The organism is Flavobacterium fontis (assembly GCF_900129405.1).
Lineage (GTDB): Bacteria > Bacteroidota > Bacteroidia > Flavobacteriales > Flavobacteriaceae > Flavobacterium > Flavobacterium fontis.
Map to the genome: position 1 here is coordinate 50078 of NZ_FQVQ01000016.1, position 26495 is coordinate 76572.

Below are 26495 nucleotides of genomic sequence, written 5' to 3' on the forward strand. Positions count from 1 at the left end.
CCGATGAAAAAATACATTATAATTATTATTGGAATGATCGGAACTCTTCACGCTCAAGAACGCCCAAAGTTGGTGGTCGGGATCGTCGTCGATCAAATGCGCATGGAGTATTTATACCGATTTCATAACGATTTTACCGAAACGGGTTTCAAACGCTTGATGCGCCAAGGCTACACCTTTCACAACGCTCATTTCAACTACATGCCCACTTACACCGCGCCCGGACATGCCAGTGTGTATACGGGCACTACGCCATCTGTACACGGTATTGTGAGCAATGAGTGGTTTAGTCGTAGCACCGGAAAAGAGCGTTATTGCACCGATGATGCGTCGGTGACCCCTTTGGGTGAAGGCGCTGGAAAAGAAGGGTTAATGTCGCCCAAAAATTTAAAAGCGACTACCATTACCGATGAATTGCGTATGGCGACCCAATTTCAAGGGAAGGTTATCGGACTCAGTATTAAAGATCGCGGTGCTATTTTACCAGCGGGTCATTTTGCCAATTGGGCGTTTTGGTATAATAAATCGGGACAGTTTATTTCGAGTTCTTTTTACGGGGCACAACTACCCAATTGGGTAACGGCATTTAATGCGCAAAAAGGCTATATGAAATACCTCAATGCGGGTTGGAAACTTTACAAAGCTCCCGAGGTGTATAATGAAAGTGATCCCGACGATTCCCCATATGAAGGCAAATTGTATGGAGTGGAGAAGCCCATTTTTCCCTACGATTTGAAGGCAATGTATGAAAAAAATGATGCCGGGGTGTTGCGCGCTACTCCGTTTGGAAATGATTATTTAGCGGAGTTTGCCAAAAAAGCCATTGAAAATGAAAACCTGGGCAAAGACGCCATTACCGATTTCCTCGCCGTTAGTTTTTCGTCTACCGATTATGTGGGTCACATTATGGGGGCGCGTTCTATGGAATTGCAGGATACCTACTTACGCTTAGATCAGACGATTGCCGATTTTTTGGATTTTTTAGATAAAACCGTGGGTAAAAATCAATACCTCGTGTTCCTCACTGCCGACCACGCTTGTGCCGAGAATGCTGTTTTTTTGCGCAACAAGCAGTATGCGGTAACTAATTTGGATTATAAGGCAATCGGTGCGGGACTCAAAGCTTTTTCCCAAGCGACTTTTGGGGAGAATTTTGTTTTGAATTACTCCAATTTCAATGTGTATTTGGACGAAGTTAAAATTCGAGAAAAAGGTTTGGACTATGCCGTCGTAGAAACGCAATTTATGAACTATTTACGCCTGCAGCCTCATGTAAAAGCCGTTTTTAATCAGCAGGATATACAGGGAGCTTGTGAAGGGGATTATTATAAAATGATGATTGCGCGCGGCTATGATCCTAGAGAAAACGGTCAAATTGTGGTCTTGGACGAACCGGGATTTATCGAATATGGTCCTACGGGGACTTCCCACGGAACGCCGTATGCTTATGATACACACGTGCCCTTATTGTTTTTCGGGTGGAAAATACCCCAAGGGCAGAGTTATGAAAAACGATACATCACTCAAATCGCTCCAACCTTGAGTCAGAAGTTGCAAATTACGTTTCCCAACGGTACCAGTTGCGAAGTCTTACCCGAACTTTTTCGCTAGTCATAAATTGATGTTAAACGCATGAAAGTCCTTTATTCAAAGGGCTTTTTTTTGTATTTTGGGTCAAAAGTACGTCTATGAAAGTTCTGATTAAAAATCTATACCACGAGAGTTCACGCATCAAAGAACTAGTTTTTCAACGTCATGTGAAAGACATGATTTTAATTTCCATCGGCGTAGCCATGGCGACCATTGGATTAAAGCAATTTTTACTGCCCAACGACTTTCTAGATGGAGGCGCTATGGGCTTGTCTTTGTTGACCGAGCGGGCTACAGGAATTAATCTATCGCTGTGGATTATAGTGATCAATTTCCCCTTTATTTTGGTTGGCGCCCGTCAGATTTCATGGGAATTTGCCCTAAAAAGCATACTTGCCATAGTAGCCTTGTCGCTTTTAGTGCATTTTGTGGATTTCAAAGTGATTACTCAAGATAAACTTTTAATTTCCGTTTTTGGAGGCTTCTTCTTGGGCGCAGGCATTGGATTCACCATTCGGGGTGGTGCGGTGATTGATGGCACTGAGGTTATGGCCATCTATGTAAGTAAAAAAACAAGTCTCACGGTAGGCGATTTTATTTCGGTATTTAATGTCATTTTGTTTGCTTTTGCCGCTTTTTTGTTCAGTGTAGAAACGGCAATGTATAGTATGTTAACCTACTTTGCAGCCTCCAAAACGGTTGATTTTATCATCAATGGTATTGAGGAATATATCGGAGTGACCGTAGTATCGAGTAAATCCATGGAAATCAAACAAGCCATCATCGACAATTTACAACATGGCGTTACCGTATACAATACCGATAGCGGCTATGGGCGTCGTGGCTTGGATCCCAATAAAAATAAAGTGATTTACTGCGTCGTTACTCGTTTGGAGGTGACGAAGTTAATCTTGGAAATCCAAAAAGTCGACGAGGGGGCTTTCATTGTACAACATGCCATCAAAGATACCAAAGGAGGGATGATCAAAAAACGTCCGTTGCATTAAAAAAAGAAAGGCTGTCGATCGTGACAGCCTTTTTGTTATAAGTCCAAAAGAATTTGATTTTGGAGTAAATCCTCAAACGTTTCCCGTTCCCGAATCAAGTGGCCTTGACCGTCTTTCCATAAGACTTCGGCGGGTTTAAATCGCGAGTTGTAATTAGAAGCCATCGAGAAACAATAGGCTCCTGCATTTTTAAAACACAACACATCGCCTTCGTTGATTTCGGCGATGCGACGGTTATTGGCAAACGTATCCGTTTCACAAATGTAACCCACCACCGTATAAAAACGTTCCTTGCCTTTGGGGTTGGAAATGTTTTCAATGCTGTGCGAGGCGCCATAAAACATCGGACGAATTAAATGGTTGAAACCGGTATCAATTCCCGCAAATACGGTCGAAGTGGTTTGTTTGACGACATTGACTTTGGCCAAGAAATACCCGGCCTCACTCACCAAGAATTTTCCCGGTTCAAACGCTAAGGTCAGCGGTTTCCCGTATTCTTTTTCAAAGGCCAAAAAGCGTTTGGTCAACTTTTTCCCCAATTCTTCAATATTGGTTTCAATATCGCCTTTTTTGTAAGGGACTTTGAAGCCCGAACCGAAATCCAGGAATTCCAAGTTTTGGAATTGTTTGGCAGTATCAAAAAGAATTTCAGCGGCATACAAAAACACTTCGATGTCCAAAATATCCGAACCCGTGTGCATGTGGATCCCGTTGATGGTCATGCCCGTATTTTCTACGATGCGCAAAATATGCGGCACTTGGTAAATTGAAATTCCAAATTTACTATCGATATGGCCCACAGAAATGTTTTCGTTTCCTCCTGCCATAACATGTGGATTGATGCGAATACATACCGGCGTTTTAGGGTGCTTGGTGCCAAAATGTTCCAAAACCGATAAATTGTCGATGTTGATTTGCACCCCTAAGGCCGCGGCTTGTTCGAGTTCTTCAAACGAAACGCCATTGGGGGTGAAAATAATTTTATCGGGCGTGAACCCCGCATGTAGTCCAAGTTGCACCTCTTGAATCGAAACGGTGTCCAGTCCGGACCCCATCTTTCGGAACAGCTTCAAAATTGAAATGTTTGACAATGCCTTCATCGCATAGTTGATGCGTAATGATTCTACCTTGGCAAAGGCATTGGTGAGGCGTTGGTATTGGTGTTCAATTTTGGCGGCATCATACACATACAGCGGACAGCCGTAGGTTTGAGCCAATGCGAGTAACTCTGTAGTTTGCATGCTGTTCAAAAAAATAGATTTTAAATTATACCTTACAAAGATACCGTAAACCTCCCGGGAAGTCAAGCACAGTGCGGATTTATGGGAATTTTTTAACAAAGGATGGGCGGGATTAGGAAAACGAAATTTTTTTAGCCCCAATAGAGCCGATATCCTATTTTTTTGGCTTTTTCGACGCTGCGATTGGGGCCAAAAAATAGATAAAGGCGAAAGCGGGAATAGCTCCAAAAAACTTACTAAATTAGTATACATTTCTTTTTTGTTTGGGGCGATTTCTTTACATTTGTGGCACTTAATTTCGGACAGTGTCCGAGCGCAACTAAACTTATTACAGTACTATGAACATACACGAATATCAGGGGAAAGAGATTTTGGCAAAATACGGCGTTCGCGTTCAGCGCGGTATCGTTGCAAACAATCCAGTAGAGGCGGTTGCAGCTGCCAAACAATTAACGGCCGATACCGGAACGTCCTGGTATGTGGTTAAAGCGCAAATTCACGCTGGAGGCCGCGGAAAAGGAGGCGGGGTGAAATTGGCTAAAAACTTAGACCAAGTTACCGAAATTTCAGAACAAATCATCGGGATGATGTTGGTCACTCCACAAACCCCACCAGAAGGGAAAAAAGTACACAAAGTATTGATTGCTGAAGATGTGTATTACCCAGGCGAAAGTGAAGTCTCTGAATTCTACATGTCGGTATTGTTAAACCGTGGTACAGGACGTAATATGATTATGTATTCTACCGAAGGGGGAATGGATATTGAAGAAGTGGCTGAAAAAACGCCTCATTTGATTTTCACCGAAGAAATCGATCCGAATATTGGATTACAAGGTTTTCAAGCGCGTCGTATTGCCTTCAATTTAGGGTTGTCGGGCAACGCGTTCAAAGAAATGGTGAAGTTCGTAGATTCATTATACACGGCTTATGTCAACAGCGATGCGTCCTTGTTTGAAATCAACCCGGTATTAAAAACATCCGATAATAAAATTTTAGCGGTTGACGCCAAAGTAAATATCGATGATAACGCGTTGTACCGTCAAGCAGCGATTGCCGAAATGCGCGACGTTCGTGAGGAAAATCCAATCGAAGTGGAAGCCAAAGAAGCTGGATTAAACTACGTGGATTTGGACGGAACTGTAGGTTGTATGGTAAACGGAGCTGGATTGGCCATGGCCACGATGGACTTAATTAAGTATGCCGGTTTTGAGCCTGCAAACTTCTTGGACGTAGGGGGAACTGCCGATGCAAAACGTGTGGAAACCGCCTTCCGTATCATCTTAAAAGATCCCAATGTAAAAGCGATTTTAATCAATATTTTTGGGGGTATCGTTCGTTGTGACCGTGTGGCGCAAGGGGTAGTAGATGCCTACAAAAATATGGGTGACGATATCAAAGTGCCGATCATTGTTCGTTTACAAGGAACCAACGCTGAGGTGGCCAAAGAATTAATCGACAACTCTGGAATGCCTATTTTATCGGCCGTACAATTCCAAGAAGCAGCCGATCAAGTGAAAGCCGCTTTGTCGTAACAAAATACAGCCAAAAAATAAAATCCCGATGCTCCTAAAGTATCGGGATTTTTTTATGGTATCAAGGGTTCATTTATCTTTTTGGGCACTCCCCCGAAGGGTAAAAACTACGCTTTTCAAGCTTGTTTTAAGCCCTCGGGGTCAGGCTATCCGTTGCAAGTCCGTTGCCTTCGTAAACTCCGGCATCCGGGCTTTCCACTGCTATCCTTAGTGCGGGATAGTACTTCGATTAGAGTTTGGCCAGCCAAAGGGAAGCATTCATGTGAAAGCGGGAATGTGAAACCAATTCTGTCCAGCCTGGGTATAAAGTATCACCAGGGGTACCCGTACCGTCGTCGGCGGGTGAACTATCACAAATCACAACCACACGCCCCGTTCCAAAAGTTGAAGTTGCACACATTACATTACTGTTTCCTTGGGTTGAAGTAGAACGCCAAATTAATCCTTTAACTGTCGCATTTGCCGTGGGATTTAACGTTAAGGTAGAACCTGCTGAGAATTTCATATTGGTTACCACTCCTTGTGTTCCATTCAAAATCGGATCTGTTGTGGCGCTCAAACGGTTGGAGGAGGTTTCTGAAATATTGGTGGTGTTAAAGGTAAATCCAAATGGATTGGTTTTGACGGAGTTTGTGCTCATCAAATCGTTCCAAACGCGAACGGCATCATAACCGTCATTGTTTCGGTCGGCACCATTATGATTCCCAATGATAAATAATCCGCCACCATTTTGTACAAAACGCAAAATTGCTGTTTTCTCCGCTGCGGTGTAACGTATATTGGGTTCCGCTACCACGTAAACATCATAGTTGCGTAAGTCTTGCGCACCCGTTCCTCCATAAGTAATGGGGGTTCCTGAAGGTAAAGTTTCAACGGTATGGCCCAATTTAACCAAAGATACTCCCCAAGCCGATAATCCGCCACGCCAAAAATTTTCGGGGGTTGTCGCGGTAATACCCGATTGTGCGGGTGTAGGAAAGCGCTGTGGATTCGAATCTGCATCCAAAATCCAATCGGCATTTCCAGCAGTTTGCGCTTTGGTAGCGTCAAATAAGAATTTTTTAGGGGTAGTTGCTAAAGTCGTAGTAGTTGTTCCTACCCGAGCGTTTGCAGTGGACGTTGCCTCATTTTCTGTATTGCATCCAAAGGCAATTACAGCTGCAACGAAAAGCAACGATTTAGTCATCATTTTCATTTTAGAGTAGCATTATTGTTTGAAAATCAAACGTATAAAAAAAATCAGCTGCAAAGCACTGATTTTGTATTAATCCAACAATAGTTATTCACAATTGGTTAATTATTTTTTGCTTGTTTGTATGCCGAGTAATGTGTACAAAGGACAAAATCGCACCAACGACGTTAGCGCAAATACTCCTGCGAAAACCAAGCCGAGAGTCCCTAATGTTCCTGAAATAATCCCTTTAGTATAAAGTAAAACCAACGCAGCGGCAATAATTAATCGAATGGCACGGTCTGCAAAACCCATATTTTTTTTCATCGTTTTTGTTTTTTTAAATTTTCTAAGTAAAGGTAATTGTATAAAAAACAGGAAAACGTGACCTAGGTTACAAACCGTTGTAAACGAAAGTGTTACTTTTCTTTCTTCTTGCCGTTTTTGTAGTTGACTTTCTCCACAATAACGGGTTTGGCATTGAATTTTTTTACGGGTTTTTTGCCGTAGGATTTGGGCGTCGGCCCTTTTGGTTTGTCGCTGACTTCCTGCTTGGGTGGGGTTTTCTTGTGTGTGGCAATGACCTCCAGCGGATTCTTAGGCGCGTCTTTTGTGCCCCGTAAGTGAATGATTAGTCCGTTTAAGAAATTGCGCAGAATTTGATCGCCACATTCCATGTACTTCGGGTGTTCCGCATCCCGGAAAAAATTACCCAATTCGCCTTTCGAAATGCGGAAATCCACCAAGTCCAAAATTGCTACAATCTGGTCATCGCGCAACTGTAAGGCTACCCGGAGTTTTTTAAAAATATCGTTGTTGTTCATTTTTTCAGTGTTCAGTGTTCAGTGTTCAGTGTTCAGTGTTCGGTGTTCAGTGTGCAGTGTTCAGTGTTCAGTGTTCAGTATTCAGTGATCAGTAATCAGTGTTCACTAATCAGTATTCAGTGATCAGTAATCAGTGTTCACTAATCACTAGTCACTAATCACTAGTCACTAATCACTAGTCACTAATCACTAGTCACTAAACTCAAAACAGCCAAAGGTACGCTTTTTCAAACTGTTCTCGCCAGAGTTTTTCGTTGTGTTGTCCCCCTTCGATAATGGTACTTATATTCATTTTTTTACAGGAACAACGGCGGCTATTGATCCATAACTCAATCGCTTTCAGGTCTTTTACCATATCGTCATCTCCTTCTTGGTCGCCGCACATCAAATAGATTCGCGCTTTGTAGTGGGTCGTGTTCTCAAGAAGTTGCCGTAACGGTTCCCGATTAATCCAAAACGCAGGCGAGAAACAACCTACTTTTCCAAAAACATCCGGGTAGGTAATCGAGGCATAAAAGGCCATTAATCCGCCCAACGAACTCCCAAAAATCGCCGTGTGTTTGGCTTGGGGTTTGGTGCGGTAATGGCGGTCGATATAGGGTTTCACCGTTTCTACCATAAACGCTAAAAAAGCATCCCCTTTCCCGCCACCATATTTGGCATGCGGAAAAGGCGTGAGTTCTTCGATACGTTTGTCTCCCCCGTGATCAATACCGACTACGATAGCAGGATTTTTTTGTTGGTCCATGATTTCATCGATGCCCCATTCGCCGGAATAGGCCGTTTTGGAATCAAAAAGGTTTTGACCGTCGGGCATGTAGATTACGGGATAGCGTCGAGCGGTTTGGGTATAGTTTTTTGGGACATAAATCCGAATGGTTTTGGAGGTCCCCAATTGCGGAGCCTCCAGCGTAATGACTTCGAGTTGAAGCGCCGCCGTAGAAGGTTGCGCGTATCCAATCCCATGCATTACGCAGCAGAAAATCCATAATCGTAGCAGTAGCGTTCTCAATTTTAAGAAAATTTTATATTTTAGCTAAAAATACGGAAATCATGAATACCGCTTCCGAGAAAATGAGTTTATTGGCCGATATGATTGCTTTTGCCATTGTCGATGGGGAATTGCACGAACGTGAATATACGTTTTTGACCATAGTTGCCACGGAACTAGGGGTTTCTAAAGAAGATTTTCGACAATTGTTTCATGAAGAAAACCGTTCAGAAATCATTAAATCCGAGTTTGAACGCATCCAACAGTTTTACCGTTTGGCCTTGTTAATGCACTGTGATGGAGTATTACACGAGCGGGAACGTATCAAAATTCATGAAATCGGTATCAACATGGGCTTAAATCCGCACGCCATCAAACGGGTCTTGAAAGCGATGGAAGCCTCTCCCAACCGGATGATCGCTCCTGAATTTCTTTTGGAGGTTTTTCAAGAGCAACACAATTAACAATCAGATACTTTTCACTTCTTTGTAAGTGTAAAACACATTTGAGTTATTCATTCTGACGATTGCTTATAGCATCCTACGGGGTGCTTTTTTTATTGGTAGCCCAAACGTTCATCCAACGCCAAACCACTTTTCATAAAGTTGCCCGTCCCGCGCGCGACTTCCCGTCCTTTACTGTCGTATAGAATTGCATCACCGATAAACAAATTGCGCGAGACAAATTGCACCGTCCCTATCGCGGTAATTACCCCTGTTTTCACCGGACGTAAAATTTGGATATGAAATGAAGTCGTATACACAAAACTATCGGTGATTTGCGAATTGACCGCAAAATAAGCGGCATCGTCTAGCATTTTAAAGTAGACCGAACCGTGAAGCGATTGCCCCGCATGAAAATAATCGGGTTGAACGGTCATCGTGATTTCCGCTCGACCTTCAGATACGGTGAGTTGCACATCGGGATAGCTTTTTTGATTAATCGGCCCCGAATGGTACATGTTTTCTAGTTTGCGGTAATGGGTTTCGTTCATCGATTAGTCCGTTAATTCAACGCCTAAATTTAAGGAACGGGTGGGATATAATTTCCATTTTTCATCATAAAAACACCACGAATCTTTGCTGTCGCTATCTTCCGAAAAATAAAGTCCGGGTTCGTAGAAATAGGAAAGCGGTGTGGCATTTTTATCGTGCGAGTACATTTTATTGTCTTCAATTAATAAATGCTGAAGCCCTACATAAACACCTTCTTTCGGGAGTTCAATCGCATAGTCCACAAGATCCACACGCGTTTCTTTGGTCCCTTTTTTTAAATTACACACTATAGTTTCGGTGTTTAAAAGTTCGCCCGGTTCCCCTTTTGCGTTTACGCTGTAAAAAATAAGGGCAATTTTTCGGTTTCTTGCACTGGTTTGGGTAAAGAACGCAACTGATTTTAGAAATTTTTGTTTGGTATCTCCTTTGACGAGTTTGACCACACATACCGATTTTACATCATACTGAACAAAAAAGGCCTGTCCGTTTCGACTGGCTTTCGTAACTACGATCGGATTGGTGTTTTTGGGTTTGCGAATGACAACTTCTTGGAGTTGATAGGAAACAGGTTTTAAAAGTATTGGACTTTGATGCGAACGAATTACTTTTTCATCATAGCCAATCGCTGTAATTTTTAGCGGCTTTTTGTCGGCAATAACAACTTCAAAATTTCCTAACGAGTCTGAATTTCGTATAATTTGTTTTTCATTCCAAATGTTGGCATAGCTCACCGGTTGACGGGTAACGGAATCTAAAATTTGGATTTTCGTTTGACCAAAGCTGGAAAAGGCGAGTAGGAGCAGCAATAGATTTTTCATGAAACAAAAACGTCTCGATTGGAATAATATTATACTTTCGCCAATTGCGTTTCCAATGCTTTAATTGCATCCCGTAATTTAGCCGCTTGCATGAAATCCAATTCTTTAGCGGCTTTTTCCATTTCTTTCCGGGTGTCGCGAATGCGTTTTTCGATTTCCGATTTGGTTAAATACTCCGTTTGGGGTTCGGCCGCTTTTGGAACCACTTCCTCGTAATTGTAGGTACCACCCAATTGATTTTTGGTCAACGGATTGCTCAGTTTTTTATTGAGTGCTTGCGGGGTGATGTTGTGTTTCGTATTGTAATTCATTTGTTTTTCCCGACGGTAGTTTGTTTCATCAATGGTTTTTTGCATCGAATCGGTAATCTTGTCGGCATACATAATCGCTTTACCATTTACGTTACGTGCGGCACGACCCACGGTTTGGGTGAGCGAACGATGACTGCGCAAGAAGCCTTCTTTGTCGGCATCCAAAATGGCGACTAAGGAAACTTCGGGCAAGTCCAACCCCTCTCGGAGTAAGTTCACCCCAATCAATACATCAAACAAACCTTTGCGTAAATCTTGCATGATTTCAACTCGTTCCAAAGTGTCGACATCGCTGTGGATGTAGCGGCAACGAATGGATACTTTGGTCAAATATTTTGTCAACTCTTCCGCCATGCGTTTGGTTAAAGTCGTAACCAGGGTGCGTTCATCCAGTTCGCAACGCTGTTGAATTTCTTCAATCAAGTCGTCGATTTGGTTGAGACTGGGACGAATTTCGATAATCGGATCCAATAAACCTGTGGGACGGATAATTTGCTCGACATAAACGCCTTCTGTTTTTTGCAATTCATAATCAGCAGGTGTTGCCGAAACATAAATCACCTGATTTTGCAAAGCTTCAAATTCTTCAAATTTTAAAGGTCGGTTGTCCATTGCGGCGGGGAGGCGAAAACCGTATTCGACCAAATTTTCTTTACGACTGCGGTCACCGCCATACATCGCATGGACTTGCGAGAGAGTTACGTGACTTTCATCGACGACCATCAAGTAGTCTTCGGGGAAATAGTCGAGCAGGCAGAACGGACGTGTACCGGGTTGGCGTCGGTCCAAATAGCGGGAATAGTTTTCAATACCCGAGCAATACCCGAGTTCGCGAATCATTTCCAAATCAAAATTAGTGCGCTCTTCCAAGCGTTTTGCTTCGAGGTGTTTTCCAATTTCTTTAAAATAATCGACCTGTTTTACCAAATCTTGTTGAATGTCCCAAATGGCTGCATGCAAGACTTCAGGCGAGGTTACAAACATGTTCGCGGGATAGATATTGAGTTTGTCGTAGCGCTCTATAACGCGCATAGTGGCGCGATCAAAACATTCGATTTCCTCGATTTCATCTCCAAAAAAGTGAATCCGAAACGGGTCGTCTGCATAACTGGGAAAAACCTCTACCGTGTCACCTTTGATGCGGAAGGTTCCCGGTGTAAACTCAGCCTCCGTGCGGGCGTACAGACTTTGTACCAAGCGGTGTAATAATTTCGTTCGGGAAATGGATTGGTCGCGGTGTAGGGAAATCACATTTTTTTGAAATTCGACGGGATTACCGATACCGTATAAGCAAGAAACCGAGGCGACAACCAGCACATCCCGTCGTCCAGAAAGTAAGGCGGATGTGGTGCTTAAACGCAGTTTTTCCAATTCTTCGTTGATCGATAAATCCTTTTCGATATAGGTTCCCGTGACCGGAATATAGGCTTCGGGCTGGTAATAGTCGTAATACGATACGAAATACTGTACCGAATTATTAGGGAAAAACTGTTTGAATTCCGAATACAACTGCGCAGCCAGTGTTTTATTATGGGCTAAGACCAAGGTCGGGCGCTGGATTTCTTGAATCACATTGGCTACGGTAAACGTTTTTCCCGAACCGGTGACGCCGAGTAGGGTTTGGTATTTTTCACCTGCTTCGATGCCCGCTGCCAATTTGGTTATGGCTTGGGGTTGATCGCCAGTGGGTTGGTAATCGGAAATGACTTGGAATTTCATAGCAAAATGGCAATTTTTACCTTGAGGGTGTGGTTACAAAAATAACGAATAATTCCGGTGAAACGGGAACGCGTTTAGGAAGGTTTTGAACGATAAGGTTGACTATAGCCCCGATTGAGGCTTTGTGGGAGCTCTTGGAGCTTTAGCGGAAAAGCGACAGCCGAAAGCGGGAGGCGGGTGGTGTATACATGGGAAATCGCTTGCTCCAAAAAATTATTTTGTAACTTCTAGTCATAGTTATTCAACCCAAGAGGAATAATTAAATTGATGATTCGATTAAGATTAAGTCACCGGTTTCATGCGTAATGGTAACGAGGCCGTCTTGCGCCACATGATTGCTGCTTCCAGTGCGATATCCCAGCGTGAGCGAATCCTCATGAAGGGGATAAAAAAGGTTTTGACTGCGGATTCCGTGCACCGTTCCAATGGGAATCAACGAAAGGACAGTGTCTTTGGGATACCATTTTTCAAAATGACGGGGGAGAAGATGGAGTTTGGAATAATCGTCAAAAAAGACAATTTTCAATGCTTCGCGGTAGGCCGCCATGATGGTCACATTGTGTAGGGTATGGTCCATCCGAAATCCGGTGGCCCAAACGACATTTACGGCTTTGTGGCCCCGCTGAATAAGGTAATCAAAGGCTTTTTCTAAGTCAGTTTTATTTTGATCGGGCGCAGGTACAATTTCGAGCGGATAATGTTTTTCTTTAAATGAATATGGGTCAAAATCCCGGTCAAAGTCGCCCAACAGCACATCGACTTTAATCCCCAATTCAACCACGCGTTCCATAGCCGAGTCCAGGACAATGACCAAGGGTTGCCATTCCAAAAGCTGGTGGAGTAATTCCAACGAACAGGCGGCTCCATTGGCGATTATCAGTGCGGGCTCTTGGTCGTCGCGAACGATGTGGTGGGAGGACATGGGTTGGTGATTGGTGGTTAGTGACTGGTTATTAGTGACTTGTGACTAGTGACTAGTGATTAGTGATTAGTGACCTGCCTATGCCGGCAGGCAGGTTAGTGACTAGTAATTAGTGATTAGTGTACTTTTCTAATTAGAGTTGACCGTTTTCAACATTAATTCCAGGGTTAAAAATAAGGAATATTTGGAATAATTTTCCTTTTGGTTCTAGGGTTGTTTCCCGGGTTACTCTACAATATAATCGCGGTAATCCACTTCCGACAGATGAAAGTAACCAAGTGGGAAATTGGCTTCATTGGTTTGGTTGACTATGTTACCGCGAAGGGTGGCTGGTGGGGTAGCAAAAGGGCTCCCGTTTTGATTCCCTGCGATGTTTAACAATTGATTCATGTAATTGAAGTAGCGTTCGGTGATGCCTTGCAAACGAAAACGAAGGGGAACGCCCGCCACCAAATCTTCTTGGGTGTAGAAGCCAAACATTTGATTTCCTTGAAAAAACTCATCAGAAATAACGCCGAATTCGGGGATAGCTAATTGTGCATTTTGCACCCCAACAAAGTAAAAGTTGTCCTCATTACCGTTGTCTTGGTAGAAAAATTTAACCTGAATTTCTTCGCCGCCGAAGCCTTGAACGGTAGTTTGCGAAACCGAATCAATTTCGGGTGTGGCCAATAGCGGTGCGGTAGCTCGGTAGGTCTCGCCACTGTAAACCACCGTGAGTGTATACACTTCGTTAATCACCGGTACGAATGTGGTGCAAACGTATTCGCCCGAGTTGGGAACCACTTCCACAAAAGGAAACACCGTATTACTACTATTGGTAATGACGACGGTGGCGCCAGATACTGTGGGTACATCGGGTGCATAATAGCCTGTGGTCGTGGTAAGGCGTATTTTCTGTTCGTTACCCAGAGTTCCTTTCTCCCACAAAATCGTAGCATCAACAACCAATTTCGGGGCAGCCGTATCAAGGTCCAACGTAATTGGGTCTTCACAACTCCACGTTAAAAAGGCAATCAACAAAAGAGAAATATATTTTTTCATGGGATTAAAATTTAAAGTTATAGGTAATCGAAGGGACAATACCAAAAATGGACAAACGCAGCGATTCGTTCAATCCTGTATTTTGATTTTGGCGAAAGGTAATATTAGCTGCATTTCGTCGGCTGTAAAGGTTGTATACGCTAAACACCCATTCTTCTTGCCAGCGTTTTCCCTTCTTTTTTGGAGTGAGGGTAGCCGAAACATCCAAGTGGTGGTAGAGCGGCAGGTTGGCTTCATTGCGCAAACCAAAACTTGGAACCGTGATGCCTTGGTATTCGTATTGCCCATTGGGGAAAGTTACAGGCTGACCCGATTGTAAAACAAAGTTGGCCCCAAATGTCCATTTCTTGGAGTACTTGTAGGAAGATGTAATCGCCAAATTATGACGTTTATCAAAGCCCGAGCTGTACCATTGGCCATTATTAATGCCTGTTTCTTGGGGGGTACGCCCTGGGGTACGTTGTTCAGATTTGGACAAGGTGTACGAAATCCAACCGGTCCAGTCGCCTGAATTTTTTCGAAACAACACTTCCAATCCGTAAGAGCGCATTTCCCCATTGAGCACCACTTGTTCAATCGCTTCGTTGGCAATCAGGTCGGCACCGTCAATGTAGTCCATACGGTTTTTAACGGTTTTATAAAACGTTTCTACCTCCAAAGAATACGCATCGTTCTTAAGGTTGGTGAAATACCCAAGGGCGATTTGATCGGCGATTTGCGGTTTGATGTAGCGATCACTCGGTGTCCACACGTCCAAAGGTGTCGGCGAAGCGGTGTTGGAAACCAACTGGAGGTACTGTACCATTCGGTTGTAGCCCAACTTTAGTGAGGCGTTGGACGTTAGTTCATACGACAAGGCCAATCGCGGTTCGAGGTTATTATAGTCCGCCATGATTTCGTTTCGGCCATAGGAAATTGTTCCGATAGGCGTCGCTTTTTCATAGATTTTCAATTCTTCATCAAAAACGACAGGTTGGTTATTCTCATACAAATTCAAGGTAGAAGCCCCTAAGCGATAAAACCAACTGTAGCGAAAACCGTATTCGACATTCAATCGATCGCTAATTTTTTGCTCGGCACTCAAATACACTGCGGGTTCAAATGCATATTTCCGTTCCAACTGCCTAAAGTTAATCGCAGAATCGTCTCGTGAGGGTTCGATGGTCCCCGGATTGAACTCGTAGTAAATACCATTCACCCCATAATACAACTTAATTTTATCGTTGACATAGTGGCGGAAGTCGTATTTGATATGGTAATTTTTAATTCCAGATTCCCAGTTGAATCCAACGAAATCCAAATTTAAACCATAATAGTAATCGCTGTAAATAAGGGATAAATTGGAAAACAATTTGTCGGAATACAAATGGTTCCAGCGCAGATTCAAAGTCGAGTTGCCGTAGGTGTTTTGAAAACTCTGGTTAATGTCAAAAACGTCACGTCCAAAATAGCCTGAGAGGTAAAGCGTATTGTTTTTGTTAAACTTATAATTGAGTTTGGTGTTCAAATCATAGAAATACGCCGAGTTTGGATTATCGGCCAATTGTAAAAACAAATGTGCATACGATGCCCGCCCTCCGATAAGAAAGGAACCTTTGTCTTTTTTCAGCGGTCCTTCAGCCAACAAACGGGAGGAAATCAAACCGATACCGCCATTGACTTGGAAGTTTTTGTTGTTTCCTTCTTTTTGATAGATATCCAATACGGAAGCAGCTCTACCGCCAAAACGTGCAGGGATTCCGCCTTTATACAATTTCAAGTCCTTGATGGCATCGGGATTGAATACGGAGAAAAAGCCAAACAAGTGTGAGGAGTTGTAAATCGTGGCCTCGTCGAGTAAAATTAGGTTTTGATCGGCACCACCACCCCGCACATTAAATCCCGACTGTCCTTCCCCGGCATTGGTAACTCCGGGCAAAAAAAGCAACGATTTGATGATGTCGACTTCACCAAGCACTACGGGGATTTTTTTTATCGTGGCTACGGATAATTTATTAACGCTGATTTCAGGTTTTCGGATATTTGTTTTGGTTTCTTGGGTGGAAATGACCACTTCTTCCAACAGTTCTCCTTCTTCCTTCAATTTTACATCCATTTTTCGGTCCTGGTTGAGGTTGATAGGGATGCTTTGGGATTCATATCCCATATAGCTGATGACCAATGTATATTCACCTTTGGGAAGTGTCAATGAGAAAAAACCGTATTCATTGGTCACGGCAAACGATTTGGTGCCTTGTACTACGAGATTCACTCCAATTAAAGTTTCATTGTTTTTTTGGTCGGCGATGGTTCCACTGAGGGTAAATTTTTCTTGGGCGGATACCACTGCGGTGAAGCATAGAAAAATTAAGGTGAATCGAAAGAGTTTAGGCATGGTCTTTGTTGATTTTTTTTGCAAATTTGACGATTCAAAGGATAGGTTGTTACGTGTCGAGTGTTAATGTAAGGTTAAACTCGCTGTGGCCCAATAAAATCCAAATAATTTTAACCCAAAATTACGACATGAAATTCCGCCTCTTACTCTTACTGTTTCTGGTCACCTTCTCGGGTTGGTCACAGCTGGAATCGCGTCGTAAGAAAATAAAAATCAAAGCGGTTCCCGACAAGTTAGCAAAAAAGAAAGCAGAGGTAGCAACTACGCCAACCGTATTGCCGGCCTTCAAATTTGATGCCCCTAAAGCGCGCACTTCCGATGATATCATCATGCAGAGTTTGCCACAGTTGCCCAAAGTAGGGGACACGCCCGACAAACAATATCCCGTGCGCAATCCCGCCGAATTGTATACCGACCAATTCAATAATAAGTTGAAGGAAGAGGGGGTGAGTCCCGAACTTTTTAATCGTGATATGGACTTAGGACGGGTAATCGTTTTTACCCAAACGATTCATTTGGCAACGCGTGATTATGGTTTGATTGACGGCGATAACATTCGGGTGTGGCTCAATGGTGTTTTGGTCAATCCTTCAATTGTGTTGCGTGACGATTTGCAACAGTTTAGTGTGCAACTCAATCCGGGGATGAATATTATTGAAATCGAAGCGCTCAACTATGGACAAATTTCACCCAATACGGGCCAATACGATTTTAAAGATGCCAACGGCGTGCTATTTTCCCAAAAGTATTGGAACTTAGGTATTGGCTATAAAGCGCGATTGCAAGTAGAATATGTAGAGAAAATGGATAAGTCCAAAACGGAACCCCAGAAATAAAAAAAGACGGTCATTTTATGAACCGTCTTTTTTGTGTTGTGCTATTTCTTTACGCTAATTTGCGGTCAAGATTTTCTTTTAATGTTTGTAAGAAATCCTCCGTAGTAAGGTAGTCCGCGTCGGTTAAGCCCTCGGGTTTAACGAGCATAGCCAAGTCTTTTGTCATTTTTCCACTTTCTACCGTTTCAATACAAACCGCTTCCAAGGCATGGCAAAAGTCGATCAAGGCTTGATTACCGTCTAATTTTCCTCGGTGTTCCAAGCCACGTGTCCAAGCAAAGATGGACGCAATTGGATTGGTCGAAGTTTTTCTTCCTTGTTGGTGTTGACGGTAATGACGGGTTACAGTACCGTGAGCGGCTTCTGCTTCTACGGTTTTTCCATCGGGCGTTACAAGTACCGAAGTCATTAGTCCCAACGAACCAAATCCTTGTGCCACGGTATCCGACTGAACGTCGCCATCGTAGTTTTTACAAGCCCAAACAAATCCACCGTTCCATTTCATCGCCGAGGCCACCATATCATCAATCAAGCGGTGTTCGTATACAATGCCGAGCGCTTCAAACTGACTCTTGTAATGGTGTTGGTAGACTTCTTCAAAAATATCTTTGAAACGACCATCATAAGCTTTTAAGATGGTATTTTTGGTGGAAAGGTACAAGGGCCATTTTTTTGTTAATGCCATTTGAAACGACGAATGGGCAAAGCCATAAATCGATTCGTCGGTATTGTACATGCACATGGCTACTCCGTCGTTTTTAAAATTGAACACTTCCCACGAAGTCGTTTGTCCGTTTTCATCGGTAAATGACATGGTAAGTTTTCCTTTTCCTTTGATTACTTTATCGGTTGCTTTGTATTGATCGCCAAAAGCGTGGCGGCCAATGACAATCGGTTGGGTCCAGCCTTGCACGTAACGCGGTACATTTTTCATAATAATTGGTTCCCGAAATACAGTACCGCCTACAATATTACGAATGGTTCCGTTGGGAGATTTCCACATTTCTTTGAGTTTGAACTCCTCCACACGGGCTTCGTCAGGTGTAATGGTAGCACATTTAATACCCACATTGTAGGTTTTAATCGCTTCTGCGGCGTCAATTGTCACTTGGTCATTGGTGGCATCGCGGTGTTCAATGCCCAAATCAAAATACTTAATATCAATATCCAAATAAGGTAATATCAATTGTTCTTTAATAAAACTCCAAATAATGCGAGTCATTTCGTCACCATCCAATTCAACCACCGGATGGGCCACTTTAATTTTTGCCATATAATCAGTATTAGTTTGTGTAATTAAACAAAATCCCACAAATATATAAAGATGCTTGTGACATTGGGTAGGATTGGGCTTCGAAATCGATTGAATTATCAAATTGCTAATTAAACGATTACAAAAAATGAGATTGTAAATTTTAAGCGGATTTTTTTTTCAAAAAAAAAGTCCCGAAAACAAGATTCGGGACTTTTTTATAGAACATCGGGAAACGATTAGTAACGTCTCTCTTTGATTTTTGCTTTTTTACCAGTCAATTCACGGAAGTAGAAGATACGTGCACGACGTACTTTTCCGCGTTGATTCACTTCGATTTTTTGTAAAGCAGGCATGTTCAATGGGAAGATACGCTCTACCCCAACAGCACCTGACATTTTACGGATGGTGAAGGTTTCAGTAACACCAGCGCCTTTGCGTTGGATAACAACCCCTTTGAAAAACTGGGTTCTAGTTTTTTCACCTTCTTTAATTTCGTAATACACCGTGATCGTATCACCAGCTCCAAACTCAGGGAAGCCTTTTTTTGCTACGAATTCGTCTTGAACGAACTTTAATAAATCTGCCATTGTAACTAACATTAAGTGTTTTCTCAGAGCAACATTCACGATTCTCGTCAGAGGTTGGTCCAATGCGGGTGCAAATGTAATTAATTATTTTAAATTCGGAATGTAGAAATACAAATTTTTTAAGTCCGCTAGTTTTTTCTTGGGTAAAGCGCTAACGGCCTATCGATCAAGTAAGTCGGGGCGGCGATTTTTGGTATGTTCAAAGGCTTTCTCTTCACGCCATTGGTCGATTTTGGCAGCGTGTCCACTGAGCAATACGTCGGGGACTTTCCATCCCTTATAATCGGCCGGTCGGGTATAAATAGGTGGGGAAAGCAAATTGTCTTGAAAGCTATCCGTCAATGCCGAAGTTTCGTCACTCAGTACGCCAGGAATCAAACGAATCAAGGCATCCGCAAGTACCAAAGCGCCAAGTTCACCTCCTGAAAGCACATAATCGCCTATCGAAATTTCTTTGGTAATAAAATGGTCACGTACCCGTTGGTCAACTCCTTTATAGTGTCCGCAAAGTATGATGATATTTTCATACAACGACATCGCGTTTGCCATCCCTTGGTGTAAGGTTTCCCCATCGGGCGTCATGTAAATGATTTCGTCGTAGTCGCGCTCACTTTTCAATTGCGTAATGCATTTGTCAATGGGTTCAACCATCATCACCATGCCTGCACCGCCACCATACGGGTAATCGTCTACACTTTTGTATTTGTTGGTGGTATAATCCCGAAGGTTATGAAAATGCACGTCAACAAGTCCTTTTTCGATAGCGCGTTTCATAATCGAAGCTTCAAAAGGACTGCGAAGAAGTTCAGGCACTACAGTAATGATGTCGATACGCATGGGTGTAATTTTAGGCAAAGGTAAGAAAGCAATTGGATTGGAATTCGTATTTTTAAAGTTAGCAGAATAAGTTTACCTTTGCCGCTTTATTTTAATTCTTAAACAATGGAAAATGGTATATATGCTAAATTCAACACCTCACGGGGTGCGATTTTAGTAAAATTAACGCATGAATTAACGCCAGGTACCGTAGGTAATTTTGTGGGTTTGGCAGAAGGACAATTAGAAAATGACGCGCGTCCTATGGGAAAACCGTATTATGATGGGTTGAAATTTCACCGCGTTATTCCTGATTTTATGATTCAAGGCGGTTGTCCGCAAGGCATTGGTTCGGGTGGTCCGGGCTATCAATTTGACGATGAGTTTCATCCTGATTTGGTACACAGCGGTCCAGGCGTTTTGTCGATGGCCAATGCAGGTCCCGGTACCAATGGGTCTCAGTTTTTCATCACCCATGTAGCAACACCATGGTTAGACGGGAAACATACCGTTTTCGGTCATGTCGTAGAGGGACAAGCGGTAGTCGATGCTGTGCAGCAAAACGATTTAATCGAAAGTATCGAGATCATTCGTCAGGGCGATGAAGCACAACAATGGAATGCTATTGAAGCGTTTCGTACATTTGAAGGATCGCGTGAAAAACGTCTTGCCGAAGCCAAGCGTCAAGCTGAAGAGGCTGTAGAAAAATTAGCAGCAGGTTTTCAAAAAACCGACAGCGGATTGCGTTACCAAATTATACAAAAAGGAAATGGTAAAAAAGCCGAAAAAGGACGTACCGTTTCCGTACATTACACCGGTGCTTTAGACAATGGTAAAGTATTTGACAGTTCCTACGGACGCAAAAAACCAATTGAGTTTCCTTTAGGGAAAGGGTATGTCATTGAAGGTTGGGACGAAGGAATTGCGTTACTTCAGGTAGGTGATAAGGCTCGTTTTGTCATTCCTTCCTATTTAGGATATGGTGCCGCAGGCGCTGGAGGGGTGATTCCTCCCGATGCAACCTTAGTCTTTGATGTAGAATTAATGGACGTAAAATAAATATAAGAAAAGCGGTTGTAGAGCCGCTTTTTTTTGTAGTTTTAGTTTGTAATAGAAAATAAAATGAAAACAAAGATCGGACTTAGTGCCCTGGCTGTCGTGCTGCTTTACGCTTGCAGTTCCACGCCCAAACCCACCGTTGCCCCCGAAGCAACTGTAGTTAAAAAAGAATTGACCCCTGAGTTGGCTGAAGGCAAAAATTTGTACGAAGGCAGTTGTGGAAAATGCCATCAGTTGTATAAATCTAGTAGCTATAATGCCGAGGAGTGGAAGCCGATTGTAGCGCGGATGCAAAAGAAAGCTCGCTTATCGGACGAACAAGGGATGAAAATTTATAATTATCTAACTTCTGGCGCAGAATAAAAAAAACCGAGAGGATATTTCTCTCGGTTTTTTTATTAGATATCATCAAAATCGATGTCGGTATATTTTTTATCACCTGAGGACGCTTCTTGGTCCTCTGCGTAATATTCTTTCTTAAAGTCTTTTTGGTGACGCTCCGAAATAACTTCCTCGCCTTTGGATTTTAAAATGAAATTAGTCATCTCGTCCAAAATGTCTTGGAAGGCGGCAAAATCCTCTTTATAGAGGTAAATTTTATGTTTTTTAAAATGGAAGGATCCGTCTTCCTCCGTAAACTTTTTACTTTCCGTGATGGTAATGTAATAGTCGTCTGCTTTGGTGGATCGAACATCAAAGAAATACGTTCTTCTACCGGCTCTTAATACTTTGGAAAATATTTCATCTTTTTCCAACATGTCATTTTCTCTCATAATACGCGCTGTCATTTACAAGTTTTCTATTCACGAAAATGAAAAAAAATTGGAAAATATGCAAGTATTATTCGACTTCTTTTTCAGAAAGTTGTTTGTCATAAAGGGCTTTGTAGGGTCCGTTTAGGGTTAGTAATTGATTATGAGTACCTTGTTCAACAATGCGCCCTTCCTCCAAAATCAAGATATAATCGGCATTTTTGGCCGAAGAAACCCGATGACTTACAATTACCGTCGTCTTACTTTTGGTATACGCCTCCAAATGATTCAAAATGCGCTCCTCGGTTTCCGTATCCACCGCCGAAAGACAATCGTCGAGCAATAGGAGTTTCGGATTCTTTATCAACGCCCGGGCAATAGAAACGCGCTGTTTTTGTCCTCCCGACAAGGTAATTCCCCGTTCGCCCAAAACCGTATCATAGCCTTGGTTGAATTGTACGATGTTGTCATGTACTTCGGCGTGTTGGGCTGCCTGCTCAATTTCTGTCATCGTAGCGTCTTCTTTACCAAACCGAATATTGTTGGCAATGGTATCGGAAAACAAAAAAGCATCTTGCGGCACAATTCCAATACTATCGCGTAACGAGTACAAATTCAATTCTTGAATCAAACGATCGTCTATGCGAATGGTACCCGCCGTAGTATCATACAGTCGCGTGAGTAAAGCGAGTAAGGTTGATTTACCCGAACCCGTTTTCCCCAAAATAGCCAACGTTTTGCCCTGTTCAAGGGTGAATGAAATGTCTTTTAAGGCTTGGATTTGAGTGTCGGGGTAGGTAAAACTCACGTGGTCAAAAACAATTTTTCCTTGAATAGGCGTCGGTTCGGGTTGGGTATTTCGAATCTCAGGCTCCGATTGTAAAAACTCATTGATACGTTTTTGCGAAGCTTCAGCCTCTTGTACCAATGACGAAACCCAACCAATAGAAGCCACGGGCCAAGTAAGCATATTGACATACAATATAAATTCGGCAATCACCCCAATTTCTTTAATGTTCGGATCGCCTTGAATGTACATCATACCGCCAAAAAAGATGACCACCAAGTTGCTAATGCCTATTAAGGTAATCATCAATGGGCCGAAGAGCGAATTCACCCCGGCCAAGCGCAAACTTTTGGTTTTACTATCTTCAGCCAATTCGGCCATTTCTTTTTCGGTTTTGCCTTCCAGTGCATACGCTTTAATTACGCGAATGCCCGAAAACACCTCTTGGTTAAAACTCGAAAGATTGGAAAGGTTTTCTTGAAAACGAGTACTTCGTTTGTTGATTTCTACACTGAGTTTAAAAATGATATAGGAGAGAATCGGTAAGGGGAGTAACGTGTACAAGGTTAGTTTGGGCGACACGTGATACATATAGATAATCACTACCCCAAAGCGAATCAGTGTGTTGATGGTGTACATCACGGCGGGACCTACATACATGCGAACTTTAGCCACATCTTCACTGATCCGACTCATCAAATCCCCGGTGCGGTTGCGTTTGTAAAAGCCTTGATCGAGCACTTCATAATGTTGAAAGACTTCATTTTTTAAGTCAAATTCCACATAACGTGACATCACAATCAAGGTTTGCCGCATTAAGAACGTGAGAAAACCCGCAATTAAGGCGGTACCAATCACGAGCAAAATATTGGTAACCAATTGCTCCCGTACCGCTGAAGCCGACATCCCATTTTCGGGATAATTCTCAATGATTTTAAACGAGGCGCTTATCAATTTTGGCGTGTAGGAAAAGAAAATTTGGGCGACTATGGTAATACAAATACCGGCCAAAAAGTGGTATTTGTATTTCATAAAATATTTATTCAAATAACGAAGTTCTTTCATTGTTTCGGGACGAAGTCTTAAATTTTTGTTTTTAATACTGTTAAAAAAATAAATTATAAATAATTTTAAAAAATCAGTATAAACGAATTTTATTAACAATATGCTAATTAAACCATAATAGGGTGAATTTTCTTGAATAAAACGTTAAATTTGCTTCGACTTATTGACAAAGTCGCAACACAAATTCATACTTATGACTGCAGAAATCACCACGCCTCAGGAGTTGCAGAAAATGGACCCCGTTTTCGGTCAACTTTCATTTGACAATCATGAACAAATTGTGTTTTGTCACGACAAAGATACAGGTTTAAAAGCAATAATCGGGATACACAACACCGTTTTGGGTCCGGCCCTCGGCGGTACCCGTATGTGGAAATACAACAACGAGTGGGAAGCCCTCAACGACGTATTACGCTTGTCTCGCGGGATGACGTACAAATCTGCGATCTCAGGTTTAGACCTAGGAGGTGGAAAAGCCGTGATTATTGGGGATGCCAAAACCGATAAGAATCCCGAGTTGATGCAAAAGTTCGGTGAATTTGTGCATTCGCTTTCGGGCAAATACATCACCGCCGAAGATGTTGGGATGGTAACCGCCGATATGGATACCGTGCGCGACGTGACGCCTTATGTCACAGGAATCTCTGAAGCGCGCGGAGGTTCGGGCAATCCATCGCCTGTAACCGCCTATGGTGTGTACATGGGGATGAAAGCCGCCGCCAAATACCAGTTTGGTTCAGATAATTTGGCCGGTAAAAAAATATTGGTACAAGGCATCGGACACGTGGGGGAAACCTTGGTGAGTCATTTATGTCAAGAAGGCGCTTTGGTTCAAATGGTTGACCTGAGTGCACAACGTTTGGAAGAAGTAAGCCAAAAATACGGGGCACAAATTTTCACCGGCGACGATATGTACAGCGCCGATGTCGATATTTATGCGCCATGTGCGTTGGGAGCGACCATCAACGACGACACAGTGTATAAAATTAAAGCCAAAGTAATCGCGGGAGCCGCCAACAACCAATTGGCCAACGAGAATGTTCACGGACCCATTTTGCAAGAACGCGGTATCGTCTATGCGCCCGACTTCTTAATCAATGCAGGAGGGATCATCAACGTATACGGTGAAATCGCCCACTACGGCAAAGAAGAAGCCTTGCGTCGCACCGAGAACATTTACAACACCACGTTGGAAATATTCAATTACGCGGTACAACACCAAATGACGCCTCAAAAAGCGGCCATGGCCATTGCAGAAAACCGCATCGAACAACGCCGAAAAGAAAACGCAAAATAAAAGACGTTTCAAAAAAATAGTACTATTTTTGCAAAGCGAAAGAGCATTTCTTTCGCTTTGTTTATTCTAAAAAGTTCTTATTCCGTGCTCAACCGAAGACATATTCGCATCAAAGTAATGCAGACCATTTATGCCATGCATCAAAGTGGGAGCGATGATTTAACCAAACAAGAGAAATTCTTGAAGGCCAGTTTGGACAATATTTTGGACTTGTACCTCATTCTATTGTCGGCCTTGATTGAACTTCGTAAAAAAGAAGCACAGTACCTGGAAGTGGCCAAAAACAAACATTTAGCCACGCCCGAAGAACGAAATCCCAACACTCGATTTATCGATAACCCTATTTTATTGGCGTTAGAACAGCATGCGACCCTCGCGCAAGCCTTAGAATACCACCGTATTTTGAATTGGCAGCACAACGACGATACCATCGTGTATTTGTTGCAAGACATCAAAGCCAGCGCCTTATACCAAAAGTATATGGCCAAACCTAGCGTGACTTTTGAAGAAGAACGCTTTTTTGTCGTTGACCTTTTCAGTACGTTGATTGCGCCCAATGAGAAGTTGTATGCCTATTTAGAGGATTTCAAACTGACCTGGGTGGATGATATTCCGGTGGTGAATACGTTGATTCAAAAACAATTGCGTCATTTTGAAGCCGAGGCGTTTCAGGTGCCGCGGGTGTTCAAGGATACGGAAGATGCTGATTTTGCCGTCGATTTGTTGCGCAAGACCTTGCTCAATGAAAAGGAATTGCAAAAAGAGTTTGAAGACAAAACGCCCAATTGGGACATGGAGCGGATTGCCGAGTTGGATACCATTATGTTGAAAATGGCCATCTGTGAATTTTTGAAATTTCCTTCCATTCCCGTCAAGGTGACCATCAACGAGTACCTTGAATTGGCCAAAGAATATTCAACCCCCAAGAGTAGCCTGTTTATCAACGGGATTCTTGATAGTTTAGTGAAAACCTACCAAACCCAAGGCCGTTTGAACAAATCGGGCCGGGGCTTGTTGTAACCTTTAATAATTAACTGTATGGAACAATTAAAATCGATGTTACCTATTTTGCTAATGTTTGTCGTGATTTATTTCTTCATGATCCGTCCGCAGCAAAACCGTTTGAAAAAAGAAAAAGAATTTGAAAATGCCCTAAAAGTAGGCGACCGCATCGTCACCAAAAGCGGTATCCATGGAAAAGTAGCCGAGTTGGCCGAGACCACCGTAGTCATCGAAACCATGGCCGGCAAGTTAAAAATGGAGCGCACCGCCATCTCCTTAGAATTAAGCGCCGCCCTCAACAAAAAAGCATAAACTACAAATCCCGATACCTTCGGGATTTTTTTTGTGACCTAGTGGTGAGTGTTCAGTGTTCAGTGTTCAGTGATCAGTGGGCAGTGATCAGTGTGTACGTCCCTGATATAGGTTGACCACATCAAGTCAATTTATATGAAAGCAAACATCAAATTAATCAGTAAGCATCGTAAGTTTTCTGAGGACTT

Annotated in this window: 26 protein-coding genes; 10 read left to right on the plus strand and 16 right to left on the minus strand. The window is 42.7% G+C overall.

Going from position 1 to position 26495, the window contains the following annotated elements:
- The first annotated feature begins 3 nt into the window (after positions 1 to 3).
- Together pafA and BUC17_RS12090 are read left to right on the plus strand one after the other, a co-directional pair.
- Positions 4 to 1611 (plus strand): alkaline phosphatase PafA, encoded by a 1608-nt coding sequence (gene pafA, locus BUC17_RS12085; RefSeq protein WP_073364860.1) that lies wholly within the window; start codon positions 4 to 6, stop codon positions 1609 to 1611.
- A 77-nt stretch (positions 1612 to 1688) separates the two neighbouring features.
- Positions 1689 to 2597, plus strand: coding sequence for a YitT family protein (locus BUC17_RS12090; RefSeq protein WP_073364862.1), 909 nt, complete (start codon positions 1689 to 1691; stop codon positions 2595 to 2597).
- Positions 2598 to 2632: 35 nt separating this feature from the next.
- Here the strand turns inward: BUC17_RS12090 and lysA are convergent, their stop codons facing one another.
- Positions 2633 to 3838, minus strand: a complete 1206-nt coding sequence (gene lysA, locus BUC17_RS12095) for a diaminopimelate decarboxylase (RefSeq protein WP_073364864.1) — start codon at positions 3836 to 3838, stop codon at positions 2633 to 2635.
- A 338-nt stretch (positions 3839 to 4176) separates the two neighbouring features.
- On the opposite strand from lysA, the gene sucC reads away from it, so the two are divergent.
- A complete protein-coding gene (gene sucC, locus BUC17_RS12100) occupies positions 4177 to 5370 on the plus strand; it encodes an ADP-forming succinate--CoA ligase subunit beta (RefSeq protein ID WP_073364866.1) in 1194 nt (397 codons plus the stop codon).
- Between the two features lie 229 nt (positions 5371 to 5599).
- Here the strand turns inward: sucC and BUC17_RS12105 are convergent, their stop codons facing one another.
- From BUC17_RS12105 to BUC17_RS12120, 4 genes are all read right to left on the minus strand, one after another.
- Positions 5600 to 6556 (minus strand): hydrolase, encoded by a 957-nt coding sequence (locus BUC17_RS12105; RefSeq protein WP_143161799.1) that lies wholly within the window; start codon positions 6554 to 6556, stop codon positions 5600 to 5602.
- 111 nt (positions 6557 to 6667) lie between these two features.
- Positions 6668 to 6868, minus strand: a complete 201-nt coding sequence (locus BUC17_RS12110) for a YgaP family membrane protein (RefSeq protein WP_073364870.1) — start codon at positions 6866 to 6868, stop codon at positions 6668 to 6670.
- A 92-nt stretch (positions 6869 to 6960) separates the two neighbouring features.
- Positions 6961 to 7365, minus strand: a complete 405-nt coding sequence (locus BUC17_RS12115) for a DUF1456 family protein (protein ID WP_073364872.1) — start codon at positions 7363 to 7365, stop codon at positions 6961 to 6963.
- Positions 7366 to 7567: 202 nt separating this feature from the next.
- The gene (locus tag BUC17_RS12120) at positions 7568 to 8377 is read right to left on the minus strand and encodes an alpha/beta hydrolase (RefSeq protein WP_234977713.1); all 810 of its coding nucleotides are present in this window, start codon (positions 8375 to 8377) and stop codon (positions 7568 to 7570) included.
- 41 nt (positions 8378 to 8418) lie between these two features.
- Here BUC17_RS12120 and BUC17_RS12125 point away from each other — a divergent pair, with 41 nt between their 5' ends.
- On the plus strand, positions 8419 to 8820 hold the full coding sequence (locus BUC17_RS12125) for a TerB family tellurite resistance protein (protein WP_073364876.1): 402 nt from the start codon (positions 8419 to 8421) through the stop codon (positions 8818 to 8820).
- Between the two features lie 92 nt (positions 8821 to 8912).
- Here the strand turns inward: BUC17_RS12125 and BUC17_RS12130 are convergent, their stop codons facing one another.
- The 6 genes from BUC17_RS12130 to BUC17_RS12155 form a co-directional block, all read right to left on the minus strand.
- A complete protein-coding gene (locus tag BUC17_RS12130) occupies positions 8913 to 9350 on the minus strand; it encodes a PaaI family thioesterase (RefSeq protein ID WP_073364878.1) in 438 nt (145 codons plus the stop codon).
- Positions 9351 to 9353: 3 nt separating this feature from the next.
- Positions 9354 to 10169, minus strand: coding sequence for a hypothetical protein (locus tag BUC17_RS12135; protein ID WP_073364880.1), 816 nt, complete (start codon positions 10167 to 10169; stop codon positions 9354 to 9356).
- 29 nt (positions 10170 to 10198) lie between these two features.
- Entirely contained in the window at positions 10199 to 12199 is a 2001-nt protein-coding gene (gene uvrB, locus BUC17_RS12140) for an excinuclease ABC subunit UvrB (protein WP_073364882.1), read from the minus strand.
- Positions 12200 to 12458: 259 nt separating this feature from the next.
- Positions 12459 to 13121, minus strand: coding sequence for a thiamine diphosphokinase (locus tag BUC17_RS12145; RefSeq protein ID WP_073364884.1), 663 nt, complete (start codon positions 13119 to 13121; stop codon positions 12459 to 12461).
- Between the two features lie 225 nt (positions 13122 to 13346).
- Positions 13347 to 14165, minus strand: coding sequence for a DUF4249 domain-containing protein (locus BUC17_RS12150; protein ID WP_073364886.1), 819 nt, complete (start codon positions 14163 to 14165; stop codon positions 13347 to 13349).
- A 4-nt stretch (positions 14166 to 14169) separates the two neighbouring features.
- Positions 14170 to 16539 carry a TonB-dependent receptor gene (locus BUC17_RS12155; protein ID WP_073364888.1) on the minus strand — a complete coding sequence of 790 codons (2370 nt, stop codon included), beginning with the start codon at positions 16537 to 16539 and terminating at the stop codon, positions 14170 to 14172.
- A gap of 128 nt (positions 16540 to 16667) precedes the next feature.
- Between BUC17_RS12155 and BUC17_RS12160 the strand changes: the two genes are divergently transcribed.
- The gene (locus tag BUC17_RS12160; RefSeq protein WP_073364890.1) at positions 16668 to 17375 is read left to right on the plus strand and encodes a hypothetical protein; all 708 of its coding nucleotides are present in this window, start codon (positions 16668 to 16670) and stop codon (positions 17373 to 17375) included.
- A 49-nt stretch (positions 17376 to 17424) separates the two neighbouring features.
- Here BUC17_RS12160 and BUC17_RS12165 read toward each other — a convergent pair whose 3' ends face one another.
- The 3 genes from BUC17_RS12165 to trmD form a co-directional block, all read right to left on the minus strand.
- The gene (locus tag BUC17_RS12165) at positions 17425 to 18648 is read right to left on the minus strand and encodes an NADP-dependent isocitrate dehydrogenase (protein ID WP_073364892.1); all 1224 of its coding nucleotides are present in this window, start codon (positions 18646 to 18648) and stop codon (positions 17425 to 17427) included.
- Between the two features lie 218 nt (positions 18649 to 18866).
- The gene (gene rplS / locus BUC17_RS12170) at positions 18867 to 19217 is read right to left on the minus strand and encodes a 50S ribosomal protein L19 (protein WP_073364894.1); all 351 of its coding nucleotides are present in this window, start codon (positions 19215 to 19217) and stop codon (positions 18867 to 18869) included.
- 159 nt (positions 19218 to 19376) lie between these two features.
- Positions 19377 to 20054 (minus strand): tRNA (guanosine(37)-N1)-methyltransferase TrmD, encoded by a 678-nt coding sequence (gene trmD / locus BUC17_RS12175; RefSeq protein ID WP_073364896.1) that lies wholly within the window; start codon positions 20052 to 20054, stop codon positions 19377 to 19379.
- 105 nt (positions 20055 to 20159) lie between these two features.
- On the opposite strand from trmD, the gene BUC17_RS12180 reads away from it, so the two are divergent.
- Positions 20160 to 21092: a peptidylprolyl isomerase gene (locus BUC17_RS12180; RefSeq protein ID WP_073364898.1), complete on the plus strand. Its 933-nt coding sequence runs from the start codon at positions 20160 to 20162 to the stop codon at positions 21090 to 21092.
- Between the two features lie 63 nt (positions 21093 to 21155).
- The gene (locus BUC17_RS12185; RefSeq protein WP_073364900.1) at positions 21156 to 21455 is read left to right on the plus strand and encodes a hypothetical protein; all 300 of its coding nucleotides are present in this window, start codon (positions 21156 to 21158) and stop codon (positions 21453 to 21455) included.
- Between the two features lie 35 nt (positions 21456 to 21490).
- Here BUC17_RS12185 and BUC17_RS12190 read toward each other — a convergent pair whose 3' ends face one another.
- The gene (locus BUC17_RS12190; RefSeq protein WP_073364919.1) at positions 21491 to 21865 is read right to left on the minus strand and encodes a PUR family DNA/RNA-binding protein; all 375 of its coding nucleotides are present in this window, start codon (positions 21863 to 21865) and stop codon (positions 21491 to 21493) included.
- Positions 21866 to 21932: 67 nt separating this feature from the next.
- Positions 21933 to 23696 carry an ABC transporter ATP-binding protein gene (locus tag BUC17_RS12195; RefSeq protein ID WP_073364902.1) on the minus strand — a complete coding sequence of 588 codons (1764 nt, stop codon included), beginning with the start codon at positions 23694 to 23696 and terminating at the stop codon, positions 21933 to 21935.
- Positions 23697 to 23889: 193 nt separating this feature from the next.
- Between BUC17_RS12195 and BUC17_RS12200 the strand changes: the two genes are divergently transcribed.
- From BUC17_RS12200 to yajC, 3 genes are all read left to right on the plus strand, one after another.
- Positions 23890 to 24993, plus strand: a complete 1104-nt coding sequence (locus BUC17_RS12200; RefSeq protein WP_073364904.1) for a Glu/Leu/Phe/Val dehydrogenase dimerization domain-containing protein — start codon at positions 23890 to 23892, stop codon at positions 24991 to 24993.
- Between the two features lie 117 nt (positions 24994 to 25110).
- Positions 25111 to 26013: a transcription antitermination factor NusB gene (gene nusB, locus BUC17_RS12205; protein ID WP_083544974.1), complete on the plus strand. Its 903-nt coding sequence runs from the start codon at positions 25111 to 25113 to the stop codon at positions 26011 to 26013.
- A gap of 18 nt (positions 26014 to 26031) precedes the next feature.
- Positions 26032 to 26307: a preprotein translocase subunit YajC gene (gene yajC / locus BUC17_RS12210; RefSeq protein WP_073364906.1), complete on the plus strand. Its 276-nt coding sequence runs from the start codon at positions 26032 to 26034 to the stop codon at positions 26305 to 26307.
- The last annotated feature ends 188 nt before the right edge of the window (positions 26308 to 26495 follow it).

What these genes read in the sequence shown, in the direction of transcription:
- BUC17_RS12150 (WP_073364886.1), bottom strand. Translation starts at nt 14,165, where the DNA reads ATGAAAAAATATATTTCTCTTTTGTTGATTGCCTTTTTAACGTGGAGT.
- yajC (WP_073364906.1), top strand. Translation starts at nt 26,032, where the DNA reads ATGGAACAATTAAAATCGATGTTACCTATTTTGCTAATGTTTGTCGTG.
- BUC17_RS12190 (WP_073364919.1), bottom strand. Translation starts at nt 21,865, where the DNA reads ATGAGAGAAAATGACATGTTGGAAAAAGATGAAATATTTTCCAAAGTA.
- BUC17_RS12145 (WP_073364884.1), bottom strand. Translation starts at nt 13,121, where the DNA reads ATGTCCTCCCACCACATCGTTCGCGACGACCAAGAGCCCGCACTGATA.
- BUC17_RS12155 (WP_073364888.1), bottom strand. Translation starts at nt 16,539, where the DNA reads ATGCCTAAACTCTTTCGATTCACCTTAATTTTTCTATGCTTCACCGCA.
- sucC (WP_073364866.1), top strand. Translation starts at nt 4,177, where the DNA reads ATGAACATACACGAATATCAGGGGAAAGAGATTTTGGCAAAATACGGC.
- nusB (WP_083544974.1), top strand. Translation starts at nt 25,111, where the DNA reads ATGCAGACCATTTATGCCATGCATCAAAGTGGGAGCGATGATTTAACC.
- pafA (WP_073364860.1), top strand. Translation starts at nt 4, where the DNA reads ATGAAAAAATACATTATAATTATTATTGGAATGATCGGAACTCTTCAC.
- BUC17_RS12165 (WP_073364892.1), bottom strand. Translation starts at nt 18,648, where the DNA reads ATGGCAAAAATTAAAGTGGCCCATCCGGTGGTTGAATTGGATGGTGAC.
- BUC17_RS12200 (WP_073364904.1), top strand. Translation starts at nt 23,890, where the DNA reads ATGACTGCAGAAATCACCACGCCTCAGGAGTTGCAGAAAATGGACCCC.
- BUC17_RS12125 (WP_073364876.1), top strand. Translation starts at nt 8,419, where the DNA reads ATGAATACCGCTTCCGAGAAAATGAGTTTATTGGCCGATATGATTGCT.
- trmD (WP_073364896.1), bottom strand. Translation starts at nt 20,054, where the DNA reads ATGCGTATCGACATCATTACTGTAGTGCCTGAACTTCTTCGCAGTCCT.
- BUC17_RS12180 (WP_073364898.1), top strand. Translation starts at nt 20,160, where the DNA reads ATGGAAAATGGTATATATGCTAAATTCAACACCTCACGGGGTGCGATT.
- BUC17_RS12160 (WP_073364890.1), top strand. Translation starts at nt 16,668, where the DNA reads ATGAAATTCCGCCTCTTACTCTTACTGTTTCTGGTCACCTTCTCGGGT.
- BUC17_RS12130 (WP_073364878.1), bottom strand. Translation starts at nt 9,350, where the DNA reads ATGAACGAAACCCATTACCGCAAACTAGAAAACATGTACCATTCGGGG.
- rplS (WP_073364894.1), bottom strand. Translation starts at nt 19,217, where the DNA reads ATGGCAGATTTATTAAAGTTCGTTCAAGACGAATTCGTAGCAAAAAAA.
- BUC17_RS12110 (WP_073364870.1), bottom strand. Translation starts at nt 6,868, where the DNA reads ATGAAAAAAAATATGGGTTTTGCAGACCGTGCCATTCGATTAATTATT.
- BUC17_RS12115 (WP_073364872.1), bottom strand. Translation starts at nt 7,365, where the DNA reads ATGAACAACAACGATATTTTTAAAAAACTCCGGGTAGCCTTACAGTTG.
- lysA (WP_073364864.1), bottom strand. Translation starts at nt 3,838, where the DNA reads ATGCAAACTACAGAGTTACTCGCATTGGCTCAAACCTACGGCTGTCCG.
- BUC17_RS12185 (WP_073364900.1), top strand. Translation starts at nt 21,156, where the DNA reads ATGAAAACAAAGATCGGACTTAGTGCCCTGGCTGTCGTGCTGCTTTAC.
- BUC17_RS12090 (WP_073364862.1), top strand. Translation starts at nt 1,689, where the DNA reads ATGAAAGTTCTGATTAAAAATCTATACCACGAGAGTTCACGCATCAAA.
- BUC17_RS12195 (WP_073364902.1), bottom strand. Translation starts at nt 23,696, where the DNA reads ATGAAAGAACTTCGTTATTTGAATAAATATTTTATGAAATACAAATAC.
- BUC17_RS12135 (WP_073364880.1), bottom strand. Translation starts at nt 10,169, where the DNA reads ATGAAAAATCTATTGCTGCTCCTACTCGCCTTTTCCAGCTTTGGTCAA.
- BUC17_RS12105 (WP_143161799.1), bottom strand. Translation starts at nt 6,556, where the DNA reads ATGACTAAATCGTTGCTTTTCGTTGCAGCTGTAATTGCCTTTGGATGC.
- uvrB (WP_073364882.1), bottom strand. Translation starts at nt 12,199, where the DNA reads ATGAAATTCCAAGTCATTTCCGATTACCAACCCACTGGCGATCAACCC.